A 21,220-nucleotide genomic window follows, 5' to 3' on the forward strand; every position below is an offset into this window, starting at 1 on the left:
CTCCATTCACGAACGCGCCAAGGCCGCGCGGATAAAGGTTTCGCAGTCTTTCGGCCGGGTCATGGGCAGGCCGTGGCCGCCCTCGATCACCTTGAGTTCCGCGGTCGGCGCGAGAGCGCAAAACGCCTCGCCCTGCGCCTTGGGGTCGAGCAAACGGTCGCCCGCGCCAAACAGAATGCTGACAGGGCTCGAAATAGAACCGTAGCGCGCCGCCATGGCGTCGAGCTCCCGCTGTTGCGCCGGCACCTCCAGCGCCCCCGCCAACAGTGTTTTTGCTCGGAAGGGAAGCGCGCCGCCCGCGCCTTTCCAGAAATCGCGCGGCACGGATTCCGGCGCAAACCCCGGATGAACAGGCGAAGCCGAGCGCAACACGGAAAGCAGCGGCCCCAGCAGCCAGGCGGAAATCCAGCGCGAAACCCGCCCCTGCTCCGCCATGATCTTGTAGAAGGCGGAAGCCGACAGGAATTGGGTGAAGGGCGCGATCAGGGCGAGGCCGGCGATTTTCCCGGCGTAATCGAGCGAAAGCGCCAGCGCGATGGCGCCGCCCAGCGAATGGCCGACCACCAGCGGTTTTTCCAGGCCGACCTTGTCCATGAAGGCGGAGAGAATGGCCGCGTTCTCCGCGATGGTCGGGTTGCGCGCGGCCTGCGAATAGCCGCATCCTGGGCGGTCAACCAGAACGACGCGTCGCTCCGGAAAGAACGTCGCCAAGGCAAAGGAAAAATGGTTCAACTGCCCGAGCCAGCCATGGACAAAAAACAACGGCGGCCCGTCCTGCCCCGGTTTTTCGCCCGTGTCCGTGTAGTGGAGCCGCACCCCCTCGACCTCGACGAACTGGCCGATGGGCGGGACCCAGCGTTCGACCAGCCGCGCCAGCAGCAGGTTGAACGCCACCAGCGACGCGAAAACCGCCGCCATCCACAGCACGACCAGCCAGAGCAGAGCCAACATCAAAGCTGTTCCAGCTCGTCAATCATGCCCTCGATCATCGACAGGCCGATCGCCCAGAACGCCGGATCGCGCGCGTCCAGGCCAAAAGGCGCCAGCAATTCGCTGTAATGCTTCGAGCCGCCGGCCGACAGCAGCGCGAAGTACTTTTCGACAAAACCCGGCTCTGCCCGCTGGTAGACGCCGTAAAGCGAATTCACCAGGCAGTCGCCGAAGGCATAGGCATAGACATAGAAGGGCGAATGGATGAAGTGCGGAATATAGGCCCAATAGGTCTCATAGCCAGGACCGAATTCGATGGCTGGCCCCAGGCTTTCGCCCTGCACGCTCATCCAGAGTTCGCAAATCTGCTCCGCCGTCAGCTCGCCGTTCCTGCGCTCCTCATGCAGCTTGCGCTCAAAGCTGTAGAAGGCGATCTGCCGCACCACGGTGTTGAGCATGTCCTCGACTTTGGACGCCAGGAGCACCCGGCGCTCCGCAGGGTCCTTGGCCTCCGCCAGCAGCGCGCGGAAGGTGAGCATCTCGCCGAAGACGGAGGCGGTTTCCGCAAGCGTCAGCGGCGTCGGCGCCATCAGCGGCCCCTGGGGCGCCGCGAGCACCTGATGCACGCCATGGCCCAGCTCATGGGCAAGAGTCATCACGTCACGCGGCTTGCCCTGATAGTTGAGCAGCACATAGGGGTGGACGCTCGGGCTGGTCGGGTGGGCGAAGGCGCCGGGCGCCTTTCCGGGCCGAACCGGCGCGTCGATCCACGAGCCGTCGAAAAACCGTTGCGCGATCCCGGCCATGTCAGGCGAAAAACCGGCATAGGCGGTGAGCACGGCGTCGCGGGCCTGGGTCCAGCTGTAGCTGGTCTGCGGCGCGTCCGGCAGGGGCGCGTTGCGGTCCCAGTACATCAGGCTGCCCTTGCCGAACCAGCTCGCCTTCAGCTTGTAATAGCGGTGCGACAGGCGGGGATAGGCGGCGCGCACGGCGCTCACCATGGCGTTGACCACGTCGCCCTCGACGCGATTGGACAGGTGCCGGGACTCCGCGACATCGGCGAAACCTCGCCACTGGTCGGAAATCGCCTTGTCCTTGGCGAGCACGTTGGAAATGAGGGTGAAGAGCCCCAGCTTCTCCTTCAGCGTCGCGCCAATCGCCTTGGCCGCCGCCTCGCGCAGCGCGGGATCGCGGTCCTGAAGCAGGTTCAACGCCGGTTCGAGCGTCAGATCCTTGCCATCGACGAGAAAACGCAGGCCGGCGATGGTCTCGTCGAACAGACGGTTCCAGGCGGCGTGGCCGGTGACCGACTTTTCGTGGAACAGCTGTTCGATACGGTCTTCAAGCTGATAGGGCTTCTCGCGCCTTAAATCCTCGAGCCAAGGTCGAAAGTGGTCGAGCGGCTCTTGCGCCACCGCCGCCGTCAGCGCCGCGTCATCGAGGCGATTGAGTTCGAGCTGGAAAAACAGCAAATCCGTCGAGGCGGCGGTGATCTTCTCCTGGGCGTCGCCATAAAATTTCGCCCGAACCGGATCGAGCGTGTTCTCGGCATAGACCAGACCCGCGTAGGACATGATGCGGGTGATGAGGTCGTCGATCCCCTCATAGACCTTGATCGCCTCGAAGAGCCCAGCGCCACCCTCGGCGAGCAGCCCAGCCAGCTTGCCCCGGTAGGTTTCGGCGAAGGCGCGGCACTCCTGCGCCGTCCTGGCGAGATCGGCGGCGAATTCGACTGAGTCCAGGCCGGGGTAAAGGTCGTCGAGACGCCAGACCGGCAGGTCGTCGAGCTTTTCGGCGCCCGCGCTTGCGGGCGATTCAGGAAAGGAATCGTAAATGGTCATGGGCGAAAACGCGCGAGGCTCCGAGAGGGGCGGCTGGTGACATATTGGCGTGTTTGGCGCGCGGATCAACCGCCTTCGCGCCATTAACATCGCATTTACCGTAATGTCGCAGCATGTGCGGAATGAAGAAGGCCCGCCGGCCTCGCCCGAAAGAGACACATGACATCGACCGTTCTGATCGCCGACGATGATCCGGTTCAGCGCCGCCTGCTCGAAGCGATGGTGCGCCGTTTCGGCTATGACATCGAATCGGTGGAGGGCGGCGAGCAGGCGCTCGAACGGTTGCAGACGGGCGACAAGACTCCGGTCGATTTGCTGATTCTCGACCTGGTGATGCCCGATCTCGACGGCATGGGCGTGCTCGGACGCATGCGCGATCGCGGGATCACCACGCCGGTGATCGTGCAGACGGCGCATGGCTCCATCGAGACCGTGATTTCGGCCATGCGCGCCGGCGCGCTCGATTTCGTCGTCAAACCGGTCGGCGCCGAGCGCCTGCAAATTTCGATCAAGAACGCCCTGCGCTTCGACGCGCTGGAGGACGAGATTCGCCGCATCGGCCGCAAGGCGTCGGGCGCGCTGACGTTCAAGGACATTTTTACGCGCTCGGAAGACATGATGCGCGCGGTGCGGCTGGGCGAGCGCGCCGCCAAGTCGAACATTCCGGTCCTGATCGAAGGCGAATCGGGCGTCGGCAAGGAATTGATGGCGCGCGCCATCCAGGGCGGCTCGGACCGGAAAGGCAAGCCCTTCGTCACCGTCAATTGCGGGGCGCTGCCGCACAATCTGGTCGAATCTATCCTGTTCGGCCACGAGAAAGGGGCGTTTACCGGCGCCACCGAAAAACACACGGGAAAATTCGTCGAGGCCAATGGCGGCACGATTTTCCTCGACGAGGTCGGGGAATTGCCGCTCGACGCGCAGGTCAAGCTTTTGCGCGCCCTGCAGGAAGGCGAGATCGACCCCGTGGGGGCGCGCAAGAGCGTGCGCGTCGATGTGCGGCTGATCTCCGCCACCAACAAGAACCTGATCGAGCAGGTGAAAAGAGGCGAATTCCGCGAGGATCTCTATTACCGGCTGAATGTCTTCCCGATTTCCATCCCGCCGCTGCGCAACCGCCGCGCCGACGTGCCCGACCTCGCCCGCCGGTTCCTCGCGCGCTTCGCGGCGGAGGAAGGCAAGCGCCTGCGCGGCCTCACCGCCGAAACCCTTGCACTGCTTTCGACCTATGACTGGCCGGGCAATGTCCGGCAGCTCGAAAACGCCCTGTTCCGCGCCGTCGTGCTTTCCGACGGCGACGAACTCACCGTGGCCGAGTTTCCGCAGATCGCCGCCCATGTCGAAGGATTTGACGTGCGCGTGCCGCCGGCGCCTGCGCCTGTCGGGATGGCTCCAAGCCAGCGCGAGATCGTCCGCGTCGAAGTGCGCGATCCCAATGTGCTGCGCCTGCTCGACGAGAACGGCGACGTGCGCAAGCTCGACGCGCTGGAAGAGGAAGTGATCCGCTTCGCCCTCACGCATTACCGTGGGCAGATGTCGGCAATGGCCCGCAAGCTCGGGATCGGACGCTCGACTCTGTACCGGAAGTTGAAGGATTACGGACTCGCAGAGGAAAATAGTGGCGGCGGCGCCGACGCCGCGTAAAAAATGCGTGCGCGCCGCCGACGCGCCTTGCATTTGGCCCGCGATCGGCTCTTGATAGGGGCATGTCCGCCCCGGTCAAGTCGCCGCGCGGCAGACATGGGGTTCACAGATGAATTCGCCTGTCGATGTCTCGGCGCGCGCCAGGGCGGGAGCCCTCGGCAAGGCCGCATTTCTCGCTTTGTCCCTGGTCGTTTCGGCCAGCGGCGCCGTTCGCGGCCAGACGGCGGCCTCCGACGTCGCCGCCCCACCGGACAAACCCGAAAGCGCAAGGACCGAAGACGTCAAGACCGAAGACGTCAAGCCTGAAACCGCGTCGGAAATCGCTGGGCCGCAAAAGCCCGCCGTCAATTCCGCGATCCGCGCGGCGCTGACGCGCGCGGCGGCGCAGCCGATGTCGGCCGATCAGCAGGTGGTGCTGCGCGCCGTCGACGCCTTTTACGCCGAACATGGCGACGCGCCCATTTTCTTCGGCGCCGGCGGTTGGACGATGCAGGCGCGCAGCGCGTTCGACCGGCTGCAAAAGGCCCCCGAGGACGGGCTCGACCTGCGCGCCTGGCGCGTCTTCTCGCTCGACGCGGGGCCGGATTCCGCGCTCGCCACCGGCGAAGTCGCGCTGGCCCAGGCGGTCGCGGCCTATGCTTTCCAGGCCAGCGGCGGCCGGATCGAGCCGATGCGCATCAGCAAGCTGATCGGCCGCCAGCCGGCGGTCGTTCCCGCCGCGAAAGCGCTGGAGGAAACGGCGGGCGCGGCGGACGCGGACGCGAAACTGGGATCCTACAATCCCCCGCATCCAGACTATCGCGCCCTGCGCGAAAAGCTTGCGAGCTTGCGCGAAGGCCCGGTTGTCCTCGCCGCCCGCGAGTCCGCAGGCTCGAAGCGACGCGCCAGCGACGCGCGCGCGCCCATCGCCGCCGCCATGACCAAGGCGGCGCAGGAAGCCGATCTTCTGGCGAACATGGAAATGTGGCGCTGGATGCCCAGGGAGCTCGGGACCGACCGGATCATGGTCAACGTGCCCGAATTCACCGCGCGCCTCTATCGCGGCGAGCGGTTGGCGGCGACCCACAGGATCGTCGTCGGCAAGCCGAACACGCCGACCCCGTTGTTTTCCGACGCGATGGAATATCTGGTCGTCAATCCCGCCTGGTACGTGCCGCAGAGCATCATCCGCAACGAATGGGGCGGTCGCGCCCAGTCCGGTTTCGACGTGGTCTACGAGCACGGCATGATGTTCGCACGGCAGCCGCCCGGCGAGCGCAACGCGCTGGGACGGCTGAAATTCATTTTCCCGAACCGCTATTCGGTCTACATGCACGACACGCCGTCGCGGCATCTTTTCGCCCAGGCGAAACGCGCCTATAGCCACGGCTGCATGCGCGTCGACCAGCCCTTGGACTGGGCCGTCGCCATCCTCGGCCCCGAAAACGGCTGGACCGAGCAGCGGATAGAAAAAATGTACGGCAAGAGCGAGCGGCGCATAAACCTGCCGACGCCGCTGCCGGTCCATATCGGCTATTTCACCAGGACGGTCGACGATTACGGTCAGCTTCACGCCTTCGAGGACGTTTACGGCTATGCGTCGGAAGTGAAGAAGCGGCTGGGCGTCGGCGGCTGAAGACAGCCGGGCGCGACAAGCTGAGCCCGCAAGCAAATTTCCGTTCCCATGGGCCATGGTTCGAGGCGTCGCTTTCAGCGCCGCCTCACCATGAGTGGGGTCTTTACCTGTAGCCCTCACCCTGAGGAGCCTGCGCGGCAGGCGTCTCGAAGGGCGTGGGCGGTCCACGGATTTGCCGGCATCGCGGGGCCAGCGGCGCCGGCCCCGGCTTTGCTCACAGATTCTTCGCGTTGCCCTTGAGAATCTTATAGCGCTTGCCGTCGCCGTCCTCGTCGATGAAGGTGGCGATGTCCCCGGCGACTTCGACCTTGTAGCAGGACTCCTCCTTCTCATCGGGAAAGATGAAGCAGACGTTTTCGCCGCGCAGGATCCACTTGCCGGTCGCGGTTTCATCATCGTCGAGCTGTTTCACGACGCCGTTGGGGGCGTAAAATTCGCTCAGCGGCAGGCCGTCTGAATCCTTGCCCGAAATGGTGTTGCCGACGAGCGCGCTCCAGGCGGCCAGACCCGTGAGTTTTTGCGCAGGAGCGGGCTCGGCGATTTGCGCGGGCGGCGCGGCCATTGGCGACACGAGCGGCGGCGCCGAACCGTCCGCCGCAGCCGCCACGTCGAAGCGGGCGACCACCTGCGCGGGATCGTTGATCCCGCGCAATTCCGAGAGTTTGGGCGCCGGCGACTTGGCGTTGAGCGCCAGGGTCAGGCTCTTGCCGTTGGCGATGAACTTGAGCAGTCCCTGCGACAGAGTCGCGGCCGCTGGAATATTCGGCGCCAGCATGGGCCCCTGCGCCGCGATCATGCTCCAGTCGGCCTTGACCGCGTCCGGCGTCTGGCTTTTCGAAAGCGCCGTCAGCGCCACCGCCTTTTCGAGTGCGCCGGCGTTGACCATTTTCAACTGGACCGACTGAACCTCGGAGGCCTGGATCGCCGCCGATGTCGCGGCTGCGTCGCCGCCGAAGGCGGATTTTTCGACGCCGCCCAGCTTCGCGCTCACGCCAATCGAGCCGAGCTTGGCGAAGTCGATGGAATAGTCGTCGAGCACAAAGGTCTTGTTCGCCGCCTGGTAAGCGCCGGCAAACTTCATCGTGGCTTCGATCTTGTCGAAGCCGAGCGCGGTCAGCGTCGCGCCGGCCTGGGACGCCCTGGGCATGGCGACCGAGAAACCGTTGGCGACGAAGGACGATTTGGCGGGCGCATCGCCCTCGTAGCTCTGTTCGGCCTCGGCCGAGTTCAGATGGATCCGGATGAGGTTGCCGCCGTCGGCCCCCGCCGGCGTGTCCTTGTCCGGCGCGCTGAGGTCGAAACCGCCCCAGGCCGCGCGGCTGATCCGCGCCCGCGCCGCCGACGCCTGGCCAGTCTTGATCGCGTCGGCGAGATTCTGGATCTGCACGCCATCAATGGAAATCTTCTGGCTCTTCAGCGTGATCGCGCCGCCGGTGTCGCCGGGGAAGTCCGCGTCGACGCCGCCCAGCGACAGATGCGCGATCACGCCCTGATCGATCCCCTCGCCCTTCAGGTCGCGAAACACGACCGATCCCGGCTTATCCGAGGTCACCGACACTTCATTGACAGCGATGCGCGCGGCCTTGAGCTTGCCGAGGAGGTCGGCGACGGCGTCGCGGGACAAGGCCCCGGAAAACAGCTTGTTCGCCTCCTCGGTGGTGATGTTGGCGTCGACGAGGTCGATGTGCTTGAACATGATCTTGCCGCGCTCGTCCGTCGGCAGGGAGACGTTGTCGAGGGAGATGTCCGCGGCCAGGGCCAGCGTGGGCGCGGCGACCAGCAGGGCGAGGCTGACGAACGGAGGCGAGCGGAAGCTGATCATCGGCGATCCTTGATTCGGGCGGGTCAGCCCGTGGGAGAGGAAACGACTTTAGAGGGATGGCGCGGCCCGCGTCAAAATGACGCTACGGCGCCGCGCGGACGGGTATTCGGCGCAAACGCCACCAAACGTCTTGGGCGTGGCTTTTCTGCGCCAGCTGGTGTAAGCGTTGCCTCGGAAACTAAGCGTTAACGAATATCGTCAATGGTTCGTAAACCTGAGCCGATGCAAATGCGCGCCAGGCGAGCCGATGGAGAGCGATTGATCTTGGCGAACCTCAAGACCGCTTTTTTTCGAGCGCACGCCACACAGGCCGACAAGATTTTCCGGCGCGGTCGCGCCAAGACCGTCGCGGCGCTGCTCGCCGCTTTCGCCACGCTTGCGCCCAACGCGCTCGAATCCGCCGCCGCCAATGGCGACACCCGCACGCTCTTTCTTTATCATTCCCACAGCAAGGAAAGCCTCGCCGCGACTTTCCGGGTCAACGGACATTACGACGCCGCGACGCTGGAGAAGCTGAACTGGTTCCTGCGCGACTGGCGCAACGACGAACCGACCCAGATGGACCCCAAATTGTTCGACGTGCTGTGGGAGGCCTATCGCTCGGCCGACCGTATGGGCCCCGAGGACCCCATCGTGGTGGTCTCGGCCTATCGCTGCCCGTCGACCAACGCCATGCTGCGCCAGCGCTCGCGCGCCGTGGCCAAGAATTCGCAGCACATGCTGGGCAAGGCGATGGACACGACCATCCCCGGCCTGTCCATGGCGCGGATTCGTGAGGTTGGCATGCGCATGCAGCGCGGCGGCGTCGGCTATTATCCCAATGCCGGCACCCCCTTCGTGCATCTCGACGTCGGCGGCGTGCGCCACTGGCCGCGCATGACCTACGAGCAGCTCGCGCAATTGTTTCCGGACGGCAAGACGGTGCATATCCCAAGCAACGGCAAGCTGCTGCCGGGCTACGAGGAGGCCCGCGCGGACATTTTGGCGCGCGGCGGCGAGGCCATTTCGGTCGCCGAAGCGCAGAGTTCAGGCGGGCTGCGCGGCTTCTTCGCCGCCCTGTTCGGCGGCGACGACGAGGAGGAGGCGAGGCAAGTCGCGTCCGTCAAGCCGACCCGCGTCGCCGGGCGCAACGCGCGCCGACAAGTCGCCGACGGCGGCGAGGACGAGGAGGGCGCGCAGCTCGAACCGCAACGCCGCATCATGGCCAAGGCCGAGACCAATCTGCCGCGCGGAGAAACTTTTATGGGCGCGCCACCGGAGGTCAGCCCCGCGCCGGCCCCGGCCGCCGCGCCCCCGCCCGCCCCCGTCCAGCCGGCGAGGCTCGAACAAACCGCGCCGGACGCCCGACCCGAGCCAGCCAAGCCTCAGCCGATCGAGGAGGAGGCCAACGCCGGGAACGACGATCAGCCGCATCCGCTGGACAACGCTCCGCTTCCGCCCAGGCGTCCCGCCGCGCTGGAAGACCTTGTCGCCGATGCGCCCACCCCTCCGCCCCGGCCCATTGACCTCGCCGCATTGCCGGCGGTCATCACCCATGGTGGCGGCGGCGCCACCAGGACAGCGCGCCCCGGCGACGCCAGCGCGCCGCTCGCCTACGCCACGCAATCGCGCCCGCAGGACAGCGCCGCCGCGCCTCTGCCGCCGCCCCGCCCCTCCCTCCAGGCGCTCCGGCCGGCCGCGGCGGCCAAGGCCGAACAGACGCGCGCGGACCGGGCGTCTCCAATGGCGCCGGCGCGCGTGGACCGCGCCGCGCTCACGCCCATGCTGGCGCCGACAGCCCGCGGCGGCGGCGCAGCCGCCGCGCCCGCGCTGCGGGCGGCGGCCAAGGTCGACCCGCTGGTCGCCGCCCCCGTCGCCGGCGCGCCCGCCCGTTTCGGCGCCAGGCCCGATACGCTGGATCACCGGACTTTCAGCCGGACGCAGGACTGAGGCGCGCAATAGCATGGTTAACGCGACATTAACCTTTGCGCCTCATTCTGCCGCCTCGTTCGACTGACTTCGCGAGGCGCCATGATCCTTGCTCCCATCGACAGCCGCGAATTCGCTTACGTTCGCAGCTTGCGCCGCACAGATCCCGCGGCTTGCCGGCTGGCGCCCCTCCTTCGCCTCATCCTGCTGGTCCTGCTCGGCGGCTCCGTCGCCTTCGTGGCGCTCGGCGCCCGAAGCAGCCATGCCGCGCCGGCGCCGACGGCCGCGCGCTGAAGAGTCTCGCCTCATCCCGGGAAAAAGGCTATAAGAAGCGCATGCTGCGCTTCCTGTCCCGCCGCCGCCGTCTGCTTGCGCTCGTCTGCGCCCTCTCCGTCGCCGGCCCGGCGGAGGCGCAGGACGCGATATCCGATTTCTTCGGCACGATTTTCGGCGGACGTCCGTCCAACGCGCAGCGCTATCGCCCGCGTGTGGCCCGCCCGCCTCAAATCCGTCCTAAGGCCAGAACCGCGCCGCACCCGCGCGAGCGCCGCATCGTCAAGGAAAACCCCGCGCGTCCGCCCGAGGCGCAGGGCGCCGCCGACGCGGTCGTTCCGCAAGCGGGAGACCCGGCGTCGCAACAGCAGGTGGGCAGTTTTGTCGTCGCGGTGATCGGCGATTCCGAGGCGGCGATCCTCGGCAGAGGTCTCGAGGACGCTTTTTCCGCGGATCGGCGCGTCGCCATCCTCAACAAGGCGCAGGATGACAGCGGTCTGGTGCGCGACGATTTTTATGACTGGCGCAAGGGGGCGCAGGCGCTGCTCGAAGGGCCGCAGCGCGTCGATGTCGCCGTGATGCAGATCGGCATCAACGACAATCAGCCGCTACGTCAGGACGCGGGACGCGCGCTGGAGCCCTTGTCGAAGGAATTCAACGAGGCCTACGCCCGACGCATCGAGGAAATCTCCGCATTCTTCCGCGACAAAAATGTGCCGCTGGTCTGGGTCGGCCTGCCGATCATGCGCAATGCCGCCTTGTCCAAGGCGGCGCTGATCTTCAACGACATCGCCAGACAGAACGCGACCGCCGCCGGCGCCCACTACGTCGATCTCTGGGAAGCTTTTTCGGACGTCAACTCCGTCTACAAGGCGTCGGGTCCAGATGTGAATGGCGCCGTCGTCCGGTTGCGCAGCGCCGACGGCGTGCATTTCAGCCCCGCCGGCGCCCGCAAGGCCGCCTATTTCGTCGAGCCCGAGATTAAAAGAGTTTTGGCGACGCTTCAGGCGACGCCGCCCGCGCAGCCGGAACAGCCCGCCGCCGTTTCGCCGGATGCGCCGGCTCAGCCCGCCGCGCCCAGCGAAACGGAACCGGCGGTCGCCGCGCCCCAGCCGCCGCCCGTCCCGACCCTCGTCGGCAAGGTTCTGCCCTTGAACGACCAGGCGCTTTCTCCGGGCGGATCTCTCGCCAGCCTGCCGCCGCCGGCGAACGCCGTCCGCGCTCCAGGCGCCCCGGCGAAAGCCGGCCGCGCCGACGACTTCTCCTGGCCCGCCAAGGACGCCCCCGCGCCGCCAAAATGATCAGGAGGCGAGTGGGGTGATCACCGCCGCGGTGAAATCCATCACCAGCTCGCCGCGCTGGTTGACGGCCGAGTTGAGGCTCTGGACCAGACCCAGCCCCGGTTTCGAGATCGGACGCTTCGCGATCACCTGGGTGGAGAAGCGGATGCGGTCGCCGACCAGCACCGGCTTGCGCCAGACCATATTGGCGAATCCAGGCGACGCGCGGCTTGGCACTTCGCCGCCCGCCGCCTCCCGGCGCAGCGCGATGAATTGGCGCATCCAGCAGCAGGCGGTTTGCAGGCCCGCCGCCGACATGGCGCCGAGCACATGGTTTTTCCCCGCAGCCTCATCGAGATGGAAGGGGAAAGGATCGAACTCCTGGGCGTAAGCCCTGATATACGCGGCCGAAAACAATTTTTCGCCGAGATCGGCATAGGCCCCGACCTTTGCGCGCGCATAATCGTCCGGCAGCGCGGCGAGGCGGTCGTCAATGCGCGGCGGCGGCGGAGGAGTAGGAGGAGGCGGCGCTTGGCGGGGCGGCGACTCCGCCGGAAGTTTCGTGAGGCGCTCACGCCGGGCGAACAGGGTGGAGCCAGTCTGACGCATCACCTCGACGCCGTTCTGGTTGCGCAGGATCGTCTCGAATTTGACGATGCCGGCGTCAGGCCGCGAACGCAGATCGGTTTTTTCGAGAGTCCGCGTCTGCGCCGTCAGCACGTCGCCGGGCCGCACCGGGGCGAGCCAGCGGTTATCCTCGATGCCGATTCCGGCGAGACAGGCGCTGCCGCCCAGCCAATCGTCCACCATCATGCGCATCAGGGCGGAACAGGTGTGCCAGCCCGAGGCCGCGAGGCCGCCGAGCAGCGTGTGCTTCGCCAGTTCGGCGTCCATATGAAACGTCTGCGCGTCATATTCCGCCGCGAAGGCGATGATGGCTTCCTCGGTGAAGCCGTAGGCGCCATAGGTCCGCGTTTCCCCCGGCGCAAAATCGTCATAATGGATCAGGCTCATGTCCGCGTCCTTCTTTCCCATCCTGCCGGCGCGGAGCGGGATTGACAAGGACCGCCGGCGCAAACAGCTTTTGCGCAAAGGGAGAAGAACAATGCTCGTCGACGGCAAATGGTCGGAAAACTGGCGGCCCGGGCAGGCGACCGACGGCAAAGGCGGTTTTGTGCGCCAAACCTCCACCTTTCGCAACTGGGTGACGCCCGACGGCGCGCCCGGCCCGACGGGCGAAGGCGGATTCAAGGCCGAGGCGGGGCGATATCACCTTTATGCGGCGTTGATCTGCCCCTGGGCGTCGCGGACCCTGATGGCGCGCAAGCTGAAGGGCCTCGACGTGGTCCTCACCGTATCGATCGTCGAGCCGGCGCTGACGGACCAGGGGTGGAGATTCGGCGATGATCCCGGCGCGACCAGGGACACGATCAACGGCGCGACCTATCTGCACGAAATCTACACCCGCGCTGATCCGCACATCACGGGACGGGCCACCGTGCCGGTGCTGTGGGACAAGCAGCGCCAGACCATCGTCAACAATGAATCCGCCGACATTCTGCGAATGCTGAACACCGGCTTCGGCGCCCTGGCGAGCGATGCCCTCGACCTCTATCCCGCGCCCCTGCGCGAAGAAATCGACGCGCTCAACGACGAGATTTACCCGCGCCTCAACAATGGGGTCTACCGCGCCGGCTTCGCCACGACGCAGCAGGCCTATGACGACGCTTTTGAAGAGGTTTTCGCTATGCTCGACGCGCTGGAGGCGCGCGTTGCGGGCGGCGGCCCCTTCCTGTTCGGCCCAAGCCTGATCGAAACCGATATCCGCCTGTTTGTCACCCTGATCCGCTTCGACGCCGCCTATCATGGCCTGTTCAAATGCAACAAGCGGCGTCTCGCAGACTACCCCGCCCTGAGCGCCTGGCTGAAGTGCGTGCTTGATATTCCCGGGACGCGCGAGACCGTCAGCATCGACCACATCAAGCGTGGCTATTATTCAATCAAGGCGCTGAACCCGAACGGCATCGTTCCCCGAGGCCCCGACCTCTCCACCCTGGATCTGTAAAAATGCCGCGCCCCCTGGTCATCCTGCTGCACGGTGTGCACGCCGACGGCGCGAACCTCGACCCGCTCCGAGACTTCCTGGCTGAACATTTGCCGGGCGTTGACGTGGTCGCGCCCGACGCGCCGTTCGCGACCTCGCTGGGCTTCCAGTGGTTCAGCCTCGACAACATCACCCCGGAAAACCGGCAGCGCCGGATCGTCGAAGCGCGAACCGCCTTCGACGCTGTGGTTCGGCCGCTCGTCGCCAGCCGCGACCGGGTCGCCCTGTGCGGATTTTCGCAAGGCGGGATGATGGCTATCGACGCCCTGCTCACGGGACAATGGCCTTTGGTCGCGGTCGCCGGCTTTTCCACCCGGCTCGCCTCGCCGCCGCCGTTCACGCCGGCGCAGGCGCCGGTCCTGATCGTCCACGGAGCTGAGGATTCGGTGATTCCCGCGGCCGAGGGCGTGGCGGCGGCAGAGAGCTTGCGCGCCTTGGGGCTGGACGTGCGAAGCCATGTGCTGCCCGGCGTCGATCATTGCATCACGCCCGAGGGCATGCGGCTGGCGGCGTCATTTTTCGGCGAGCGCCTTCTCGTCGCCTAGAGCCCGCGTGGCGAACTCCCGTTCACCACGCGGGCTCTAGTTCTCTGCTTCAACGCATTTTCTTCACGCGAACCGGCATCCACTTCGCTTGAAAATGCTATTAGTAAATACTGACCGGGAAATATTTGAGATAAAGCTCCGCGAGCTTTCCGGATTCATCCAACTTTTGCAGCGCCCAGTTCAGCTTTCCCCGCGTCTCCTGGTCGTCGGGGCGCACGGCGACGCCGACGCCTTCGCCAAAATAGGCGGGCTCCAGCCAAGCGCCGCCGACGAAGGCGCAGCCCGGCGTTTCGTTCATCCACTGGCTGAGTGAAATGGCGTCGCCAAAACCGGCGTCGACCTGCTTCTCCAGCACCGCGCGCATCATTTTTTCACGCGAGTCGAAGGGAATCACAACCGCGCGCGGGAAAAACCGGCGCAGGAACGCTTCGTGCGCGCCGCCCGCCTCGACGCCGATTTTCTTGTCGGCAAGACCTTCGGGCCGCACGTCGAGGGCCTGGGAGTCCGCCACGGCGACAAAGCGCGCCGGCGTAAAATAGTAGGGTTCGGTGAAAATCGCCCGCCCCTCGGCGGCGGCGGGCTTGATCGACGCGATCAGCGCGTCGCCCTCCTTGGCGTCCAGCGCGTCGAGAAGAGTCTCCCAGTGGCGCGGCTGTATGGTGCAACTTGCCTGCAATTGCTCGCAAATCGCCCTGGCCACTTCAACGTTGAAGCCGGCGAGCGCCCCCTCGGGATCGACGAAGGCGAACGGCGGATAATCATCGCTGGTGAGGAAGCGCAGCGACTGTTTGCCCTGGGCCGGCGGTTCCGCGCGGCGATGCGGATCGGAAAAAGCCGGCAGGAACACGCCTTCCGCGCGCGCCGGACCAAGAATACAACCTGAAGCGAGAAAAACATTAATTATCAAAGCCGTGGCAATCGCGCGCTTGGCCTGCTGCAGGAAGTCCGGGATAAATGGGTATTGGAGCTCAACGGCCATTTCAGCTCTCTCTTGTCCCCGAACTCTTACCACAGGCGACGGCCCTTGCAGGCGCCCGAGACGAGAAATTCGCTGCCGACGGAGATTGGCTTTCTCGCGGAAGCCGGAGTCGATCTCGACATGCTGTGCTGGGCGGCGCGGCGCGCGCGGTACCAGGGCGTGGGCGCCGATGAACTCCTGATCGCGGAAGGTCTGGTCACTGAAGATTTTTACTACCGCGCGCTTGCGCGGCGGCTGAACTGCCCCTGCCTCGAAGGCCACGCGACCCTCGCGCCCGGCTTCGACTATCGGGCGGCGCTGCGGGCGAGCGTCGCCCGCGCCGATCCAAGCCGCGAAGCTTTTGACTGGGTGCTGTCGCCGCGCGGCCGTCAGGTCGCCGAACTCTTGGCGATGTCCGGCGCCGTGCGCCGCCGCATCGCCATATGTCCGCCCAAAAAATTTTCCGCTCTGGTGCGCGAGGCCGGACGGCGGGCGCTGGCGGATGACGCCGCATACGCCCTGTCGCGGGCGGAACCGCGGCTGTCGGCTTGCGCGCCGCAACTGCGCTGGAGCAATTTCTTCTTCATCATCGTCTGCATCGGCCTGATCGCGGGCGTGATGGCGGTCTGGCGCAACGTGTTCGACATCGTCTCGCTGATCCTGTCCTCGCTGTTTTATGGCGGCATTTATGTGCGGCTGTGCGCCACGGTCGCCTCGTCCCCGGACCCGTCGGCGCCGCAGACGCGCCCCCTGCGCGACGCCGAACTGCCCACCTACACGATCATCGCGCCCATGCGCCGCGAGGCCGCCGTCGCCGCACAATTCGTCGCCGCCTTGCGCGCGCTCGACTATCCCGCCGCCAAGCTGGACATCAAGTTCGTCATCGAGGAGGACGATGCCGAGACCTTTGCGGCGCTTCATCAGGCCGGACTTGCGCCCTATATGGAGGTCGTCGTCGCCCCCGCCGGCGCCCCACGGACAAAACCGCGCGCGCTCAACGTGGCGCTGCCGCTGGCGCGCGGGGAATTGCTGACGATCTTCGACGCCGAGGATCGTCCTGAACCGCTTCAGTTGCGCATCGCGGCGGAGCGCTTCGCCGTTTCGCCGCCAAATGTCGCCTGCCTGCAAGCGCGCATCGCCATCGACAACGGCCACGAGAGCTGGCTCGCCTACTTCTTTTCCATCTCCTACGCAGCGCTGTTCGACGTCATCAATCCCGGTCTCGGCGAGCTGGGCTTGCCCATGCCGCTCGGCGGCACCTCGAACCATTTCCGCACCGCGCTGCTGCGGCGGATGATCGGCTGGGACGCCTGGAACGTCACGGAGGACGCCGATCTCGGGCTGCGGTTCGCCCGCTTCGGCTACGAGGTTCACGCCATCGACGCCGCCACCTACGAGGACGCGCCGGTGACCTTGTCCGCCTGGCTCGGCCAGCGCTCGCGTTGGATGAAAGGCTGGATGCAGACCCTTGCAGTCTTCTTGCGCACGCCGCGCGCGCAAATTCGCAGAATGGGTTTTCTGCCTGCGTTCGCGGCTGTCTGCGCCATGGCGAGTCTGCTCGCCGGGCCTCTGTTCGGCCCCTTGTACAGCCTCCGCCTCGGTCACGACCTGCTGTTCGGCGACCTGCTCAACCCCAGGGACATGCAAGCGATCATCGTGTCGGGCTTCAGCCTGTCCGTCGCTTTCTTCGGCGTGCTGGCCTTCATCCTGCCCAATGTGATCGGCATGCGCCGGCGAAAACTGAAGGTTTCGCCGCTGCTGATCCTGTCGCCGATTTATCTGCTGCTGGTGTCGTTCGCCGCCTGGCGAGCGCTGCTGGAATGGACGCGACATCCTTTCGTGTGGACGAAAACGGACCACGCGCCCCGGCCGAAGGAGATCGATCGCCCCTGCCCCGCGCCTTATTGACCGGGCCTATTACAAATCCGTCCGGCTCTTCAGCGCCGCAGCAAGCGTGCCCTCGTCGAGATAGTCCAGCTCGCCGCCCACCGGAACGCCATGGGCGAGGCGGGTGCACTTCACCTCATAAGGGGATAAAAGCTCGGTGATGTAATGTGCCGTGGTCTGGCCATCGACGGTGGCGTTGACCGCCAGAATGACTTCTCTGACCCCACCCGCAGCCACACGCGAAACCAGCGCGCCGATGTTGAGGTCGTCGGGGCCGACGCCATCGAGCGGCGACAGCGCGCCTCCCAAAACGTGATAGCGCGCGTTCAACACCTGCGCGCGCTCCAGCGCCCAGAGATCGCCGACCGTTTCGACCACGACCAGCGTCGCGTCGTCGCGGCGAGCGTCGGCGCACAGTGAACAGGGGTTGCTCGTGTCGATATTGCCGCAGATGGAGCAAGTGACGATGCGCTCGCGCGCCACCCGCATGGCCTCGCCGAGCGGCCCCAACAATTCCTCGCGCTTGCGGATCAAATGCAGCGCGGCGCGGCGCGCCGAACGCGGTCCAAGTCCGGGCAGCCGGGCCAGCAACTGGATGAGCCGTTCGATTTCCGGCCCGGCTACGCTCGCCATGTCAGAACGGCAGTTTGAACCCGGAGGGAAGGCCGATGCCGGCGGTCACGGCCTTCATCTTTTCTTCCAGCAGGGCTTCCGCCTTGCCGCGCGCTTCGCCCAGCGCGGCGACAATCAAATCTTCGACAATTTCCTTCTCTTCCGCCTTGAGCAGCGACGGGTCGATGCTGACGCTCTTGACCACGCCCTTGGCGGTGATCACCACGTTCACCAGACCGCCGCCAGCGGCGCCGTCAACCGTGACGTTCTCCAGCTCGGCCTGCATTTCGGCCATCTTGGCCTGCATCGCGCTGGCCTTTTTCATCATGCCCATAATGTCCATCACAGGTCCTCTTCTTGCGCCTCGTCGGCGTAGGTAATGTCATCGCCGCGAACTTCCGCGCCCTCGTAGAGCGGCTCGGCCTTGCTGTCCACAGGCGTATCGTCGCCCCCGCGCACCGCGACGATCACCGCGCCGGGAAAATTGTCGAGCGCGGCGCGCACCAGCGGATGCGCCTGCACGCCAATCCGTTTTTGCGTTTCGCGCGCCTCGGCCTGCTCCTTCAGCGTCGGTGCGCCCGGTGCGTGGGACAACGCGACCAGCCAGCGCTCCCCGGTCCAGTCCTGCAATTTTTTGGAAAGCTGCACCGGAAGCGCGGGCGAGGCGCCCTGCGCCAGCGCGAATTCCAGCCGCCCCTGCTCAAAACGGACCAGCCGCACGTCGCGTTCCAACGCCGTCTTGGTCTGAATGTCGCGTTTTTCGCCGGCGAGCGCGACGAGTTCGGCAAAATTTTGCAGTTGGACGGCGGGCGCCGCTTGCATCGAGGGCGCGGGCTGGGGCGCCGGGGCAGGTTGCGCGGAAGCCAGTCGCGGTGCGCTCTGGCGCAGGGCGGCGCTCGCCCCGCCGGAAGGCCCCGACGGCGTGCGACGCGGCCCGCCGCTGCCCGGCTCGGACGCGGCGAGTTGCTTCAAAACCTCTTCCGGCGACGGCAGGTCGGCGGCATAGGCGAGACGCACCAAAACCATATCGGCCGCAGCCAAGGGTCGCGGCGAATCCTTCACCTCCTCGATGCCCTTGAGCAGGATCTGCCAGGAGCGCGACAGCACGGACATGGCGAGTTTTTCCGCCAGCTCCGCTCCCTTTTCGCGCTCGAACTGCCCGGAGGCGACTTGCGCCGTCTTGGCCGACACCTTCATGCAGGTGACGAAATGGACGAATTCGGCAAGATCGGTGAGGATCTTCGCGGGATCCGCGCCGAAATCGTACTGCTCCTTCAAATTGTCGAGCGCCTCGGCGACGTCGCCGCGCATGACCGCCTCGAACAAGGCTATGATGCGGCTGCGGTCGGCCAGGCCCAGCATGGCGCGCAGCGTCTCCGCCTCGATCGGCGCGCCGGCGCCGTGGGCGATGGCCTGATCGAGCAGCGACAGCGCGTCGCGAACCGAGCCTTCAGACGCCCGGGCAATTAGCAGCAGCGCCTCATGGTTGATCTCGACCTTTTCCTTGTCACAGATCGCGCCGAGATGGCGCAGCATCACCTCGGCCTCGACGCGGCGCAGATCGAAACGCATACAGCGCGAGCGCACGGTCACCGGCACCTTGTCGATTTCGGTGGTGGCAAACAGGAATTTGACGTGCGGCGGCGGCTCCTCAAGCGTCTTCAGCAGCCCGTTGAAGGCGCTCTTCGACAGCATGTGCACTTCGTCGATAATATAGACCTTGTAGCGCGCCATCGCCGGCTGGTAGCGCGAACTGTCGACGATCTCGCGGATGTCATCGATCGAGGTGTGCGAGGCCGCGTCCATTTCGATCACGTCGACATGACGCGACTCCATGATCGCCTGGCAGTGAACGCCAAGCTCGTTCATGTGGATGGTCGGGCGATCCACGGCAGGGCGCCCGTCGCGGGCGGGAAGCTGATAATTGAATGCGCGGGCGAGAATACGCGCCGTCGTCGTCTTGCCGACGCCGCGCACGCCGGTGAGCATGTAAGCCTGATGGATGCGGTCGAGGTCGAAAGCGTTTTTCAGCGTGCGAACCATCGGCTCCTGGCCGATCAGGTCCTCGAAACGCGACGGCCGGTATTTTCGCGCCAGCACGCGATAGGCGCCCGCAGGCCGCCGCTCCTGCGGCGTGGGGAACAAACCGGTCTCGCTGTCAGGATTTTGCGCGGACTCGTCCATCTCCAAACCGCCGAATCAGGGCGCCAGCGGTCGTCAGGCGCGCAAATTTTAAGTGGGAGGTTGGACAGAGACCCGCCCGGTCTCGTTAGGGCTGCTTCCTTCCGGACCTGACCCGGTTGGCGAGTGGAACGTCCACCGCCAACCTCCCGCCGCTTATTTGGACCATCGAGGCGTTTTGTGCAAGAGGGTTGCGCGCCGTCGCCGGGGGCGCCAAGCTGGCGCACCCGGAACGGAGCCCATATGACCTTCGCCCTCGACCCGCGCCTTGAAGCCGACACGGTTCCGCTCGGCGACATGGCCCTGTGCCGGGTTCTGCTGATGAACGACAGCCGGTTTCCCTGGCTGATCCTGGTCCCGCGCCGGGCCGGACTGGTCGAAATCACGGACCTGACCCCCTCGGAGCGCCGCGCCCTGTTTGAAGAGGCGGCGCTGGCGGCCGACCGCCTGAAACTGCTGACCGGGGCAAAAAAAATCAACATCGGCGCGCTGGGCAACGTTGTGCGGCAATTGCATGTCCATGTGGTCGGACGTTCCGAAACAGACGCCGCCTGGCCGGGTCCAGTCTGGGGCGCCGGCGTCGCCGAGCCCTACGACGATCCGCAGCCCCTGCTGGACAGGCTGCGGCGCGCGCTGACCCCGGAAGTCCCTTGACGCCCTTCGACCTGATGGTTTTTTCCGGCAACCCGCTCGACAGGCTGTCGGAAAAGCGCGACGACGCGGCCGCGCTGACCGCGCTGCTGGAAAATGCCGGCGCGCGGGTGGCGGCTTTCGTCGGGGCCATGCCGGTGCTGCGCGCCAACGGCGACGGTTTTGCCGCGCTTCACGCGCTCGACGACCTCCGCGCCCTGCCCGCTGCCGAAGCGCCGGTTCTGCTGGGACGCGACGACGAAGGCCCGGTTTATGGGCTGCTGCTGGCCGACTCGACGCTGGCGCACAAGACGTCCGGCGCGGCGGACGCTTTTGTGGACCACCACGAATCCGCGATCGCCGGACGTCCGGACCTGCACGTCCGCGATCTGCGCGCGCTTGCGGTCGAAAACGCGCTGACCCGTGACGAGATCGCCATCCTCGCCCAGGCCAAGACCGTGCTGCACTGGCATGCAAACCACCGTTTCTGCGCCCGCTGCGGCGGGAAAACGGTTTCGACGCAGGCCGGCTGGCGGCGCGATTGCGAAAACTGTGGCGCACAACATTTTCCGCGCACCGATCCGGTGGTGATCGTGCTGGTGACGCACGGGGACAGCTGCCTGATGGGACGTCAAAAGCAATTTCCGCCGGGCATGTATTCCTGCCTCGCCGGCTTCGTCGAATGCGGCGAGACCCTCGAAGAAGCGGCGCGGCGCGAAATTCTCGAGGAGTCGGGCGTGCGCCTGGGCGCGGTCGAGGTTTTGGCCTCGCAGCCCTGGCCCTTTCCGGCATCGCTGATGATCGGCTGCCGCGCCGAGGCTTTTTCGCGCGACATTGTGATGGATGCGCAGGAGTTGGAGGACTGCCGCTGGTTTTCGCGCGAAGAGGTCCGCGCCATGGTGGCGGGCTCGCATCCTCACGAACGCAAGGCCCCTCATCCGATCGCTATCGCCCGAGGGTTGCTCGAACACTGGCTCGCAACCGCCTAAT

18 protein-coding genes and 1 other RNA gene are annotated in these 21,220 nt (G+C 66.0%); 10 read left to right on the forward strand and 9 right to left on the reverse strand.

Going from position 1 to position 21,220, the window contains the following annotated elements; genetic code table 11:
- Positions 1 to 6: 6 nt before the first annotated feature.
- Positions 7 to 951 (reverse strand): alpha/beta fold hydrolase, encoded by a 945-nt coding sequence (locus tag GJ654_RS03940; protein ID WP_155444796.1) that lies wholly within the window; start codon positions 949 to 951, stop codon positions 7 to 9.
- Positions 951 to 2,771 carry a M3 family oligoendopeptidase gene (locus GJ654_RS03945; RefSeq protein WP_155444797.1) on the reverse strand — a complete coding sequence of 607 codons (1,821 nt, stop codon included), beginning with the start codon at positions 2,769 to 2,771 and terminating at the stop codon, positions 951 to 953. The genes GJ654_RS03940 and GJ654_RS03945 overlap by 1 nt, the downstream gene beginning before the upstream one ends.
- A gap of 159 nt (positions 2,772 to 2,930) precedes the next feature.
- Here GJ654_RS03945 and GJ654_RS03950 point away from each other — a divergent pair, with 159 nt between their 5' ends.
- Together GJ654_RS03950 and GJ654_RS03955 are read left to right on the forward strand one after the other, a co-directional pair.
- Positions 2,931 to 4,415, forward strand: a complete 1,485-nt coding sequence (locus tag GJ654_RS03950; protein WP_155444798.1) for a sigma-54-dependent transcriptional regulator — start codon at positions 2,931 to 2,933, stop codon at positions 4,413 to 4,415.
- A 109-nt stretch (positions 4,416 to 4,524) separates the two neighbouring features.
- On the forward strand, positions 4,525 to 6,030 hold the full coding sequence (locus tag GJ654_RS03955; RefSeq protein WP_155444799.1) for a L,D-transpeptidase family protein: 1,506 nt from the start codon (positions 4,525 to 4,527) through the stop codon (positions 6,028 to 6,030).
- A gap of 214 nt (positions 6,031 to 6,244) precedes the next feature.
- Here GJ654_RS03955 and GJ654_RS03960 read toward each other — a convergent pair whose 3' ends face one another.
- Positions 6,245 to 7,852: a hypothetical protein gene (locus GJ654_RS03960; RefSeq protein WP_155444800.1), complete on the reverse strand. Its 1,608-nt coding sequence runs from the start codon at positions 7,850 to 7,852 to the stop codon at positions 6,245 to 6,247.
- Between the two features lie 258 nt (positions 7,853 to 8,110).
- Here GJ654_RS03960 and GJ654_RS20965 point away from each other — a divergent pair, with 258 nt between their 5' ends.
- From GJ654_RS20965 to GJ654_RS03975, 3 genes are all read left to right on the forward strand, one after another.
- Positions 8,111 to 9,781 (forward strand): DUF882 domain-containing protein, encoded by a 1,671-nt coding sequence (locus GJ654_RS20965; protein WP_246664573.1) that lies wholly within the window; start codon positions 8,111 to 8,113, stop codon positions 9,779 to 9,781.
- Positions 9,782 to 9,862: 81 nt separating this feature from the next.
- Entirely contained in the window at positions 9,863 to 10,054 is a 192-nt protein-coding gene (locus GJ654_RS03970) for a hypothetical protein (protein WP_155444801.1), read from the forward strand.
- A gap of 41 nt (positions 10,055 to 10,095) precedes the next feature.
- Entirely contained in the window at positions 10,096 to 11,334 is a 1,239-nt protein-coding gene (locus GJ654_RS03975) for an SGNH/GDSL hydrolase family protein (RefSeq protein WP_155444802.1), read from the forward strand.
- Here the strand turns inward: GJ654_RS03975 and GJ654_RS03980 are convergent, their stop codons facing one another.
- Positions 11,335 to 12,327, reverse strand: coding sequence for a MaoC/PaaZ C-terminal domain-containing protein (locus GJ654_RS03980; protein WP_196305428.1), 993 nt, complete (start codon positions 12,325 to 12,327; stop codon positions 11,335 to 11,337). It abuts the gene before it with no gap.
- A 91-nt stretch (positions 12,328 to 12,418) separates the two neighbouring features.
- On the opposite strand from GJ654_RS03980, the gene GJ654_RS03985 reads away from it, so the two are divergent.
- Entirely contained in the window at positions 12,419 to 13,378 is a 960-nt protein-coding gene (locus tag GJ654_RS03985) for a glutathione S-transferase family protein (protein WP_155444804.1), read from the forward strand.
- A gap of 2 nt (positions 13,379 to 13,380) precedes the next feature.
- Positions 13,381 to 13,962 carry an alpha/beta hydrolase gene (locus GJ654_RS03990; protein WP_155444805.1) on the forward strand — a complete coding sequence of 194 codons (582 nt, stop codon included), beginning with the start codon at positions 13,381 to 13,383 and terminating at the stop codon, positions 13,960 to 13,962.
- Positions 13,963 to 14,062: 100 nt separating this feature from the next.
- Here GJ654_RS03990 and GJ654_RS03995 read toward each other — a convergent pair whose 3' ends face one another.
- Complete coding sequence (locus tag GJ654_RS03995; protein ID WP_155444806.1) at positions 14,063 to 14,941, reverse strand: transporter substrate-binding domain-containing protein; 879 nt, start codon at positions 14,939 to 14,941, stop codon at positions 14,063 to 14,065.
- A gap of 45 nt (positions 14,942 to 14,986) precedes the next feature.
- Between GJ654_RS03995 and GJ654_RS04000 the strand changes: the two genes are divergently transcribed.
- Positions 14,987 to 16,828, forward strand: a complete 1,842-nt coding sequence (locus GJ654_RS04000; protein WP_155444807.1) for a glycosyltransferase family 2 protein — start codon at positions 14,987 to 14,989, stop codon at positions 16,826 to 16,828.
- 9 nt (positions 16,829 to 16,837) lie between these two features.
- On the opposite strand, the gene recR is transcribed toward GJ654_RS04000, so the two are convergent.
- From recR to ffs, 4 genes are all read right to left on the reverse strand, one after another.
- A complete protein-coding gene (recR, locus tag GJ654_RS04005) occupies positions 16,838 to 17,440 on the reverse strand; it encodes a recombination mediator RecR (RefSeq protein WP_155444808.1) in 603 nt (200 codons plus the stop codon).
- Position 17,441: 1 nt separating this feature from the next.
- Entirely contained in the window at positions 17,442 to 17,762 is a 321-nt protein-coding gene (locus GJ654_RS04010; protein WP_155444809.1) for a YbaB/EbfC family nucleoid-associated protein, read from the reverse strand.
- Entirely contained in the window at positions 17,762 to 19,603 is a 1,842-nt protein-coding gene (locus tag GJ654_RS04015; protein WP_155444810.1) for a DNA polymerase III subunit gamma/tau, read from the reverse strand. The genes GJ654_RS04010 and GJ654_RS04015 overlap by 1 nt, the downstream gene beginning before the upstream one ends.
- Positions 19,604 to 19,654: 51 nt before the next feature.
- An RNA gene (ffs, locus tag GJ654_RS04020) (signal recognition particle sRNA small type) lies at positions 19,655 to 19,751 on the reverse strand.
- Positions 19,752 to 19,843: 92 nt separating this feature from the next.
- Here ffs and GJ654_RS04025 point away from each other — a divergent pair.
- Both GJ654_RS04025 and nudC read left to right on the forward strand, forming a co-directional pair.
- Positions 19,844 to 20,254: an HIT domain-containing protein gene (locus GJ654_RS04025; protein WP_155444811.1), complete on the forward strand. Its 411-nt coding sequence runs from the start codon at positions 19,844 to 19,846 to the stop codon at positions 20,252 to 20,254.
- On the forward strand, positions 20,251 to 21,219 hold the full coding sequence (gene nudC, locus GJ654_RS04030; protein WP_246664574.1) for an NAD(+) diphosphatase: 969 nt from the start codon (positions 20,251 to 20,253) through the stop codon (positions 21,217 to 21,219). Before GJ654_RS04025 ends, nudC begins: the two co-directional genes overlap by 4 nt.
- Position 21,220 lies beyond the last annotated feature (1 nt).

Origin of the sequence: Rhodoblastus acidophilus, assembly GCF_009720655.1 — a bacterium.
GTDB classification, from domain to species: domain Bacteria; phylum Pseudomonadota; class Alphaproteobacteria; order Rhizobiales; family Beijerinckiaceae; genus Rhodoblastus; species Rhodoblastus acidophilus_A.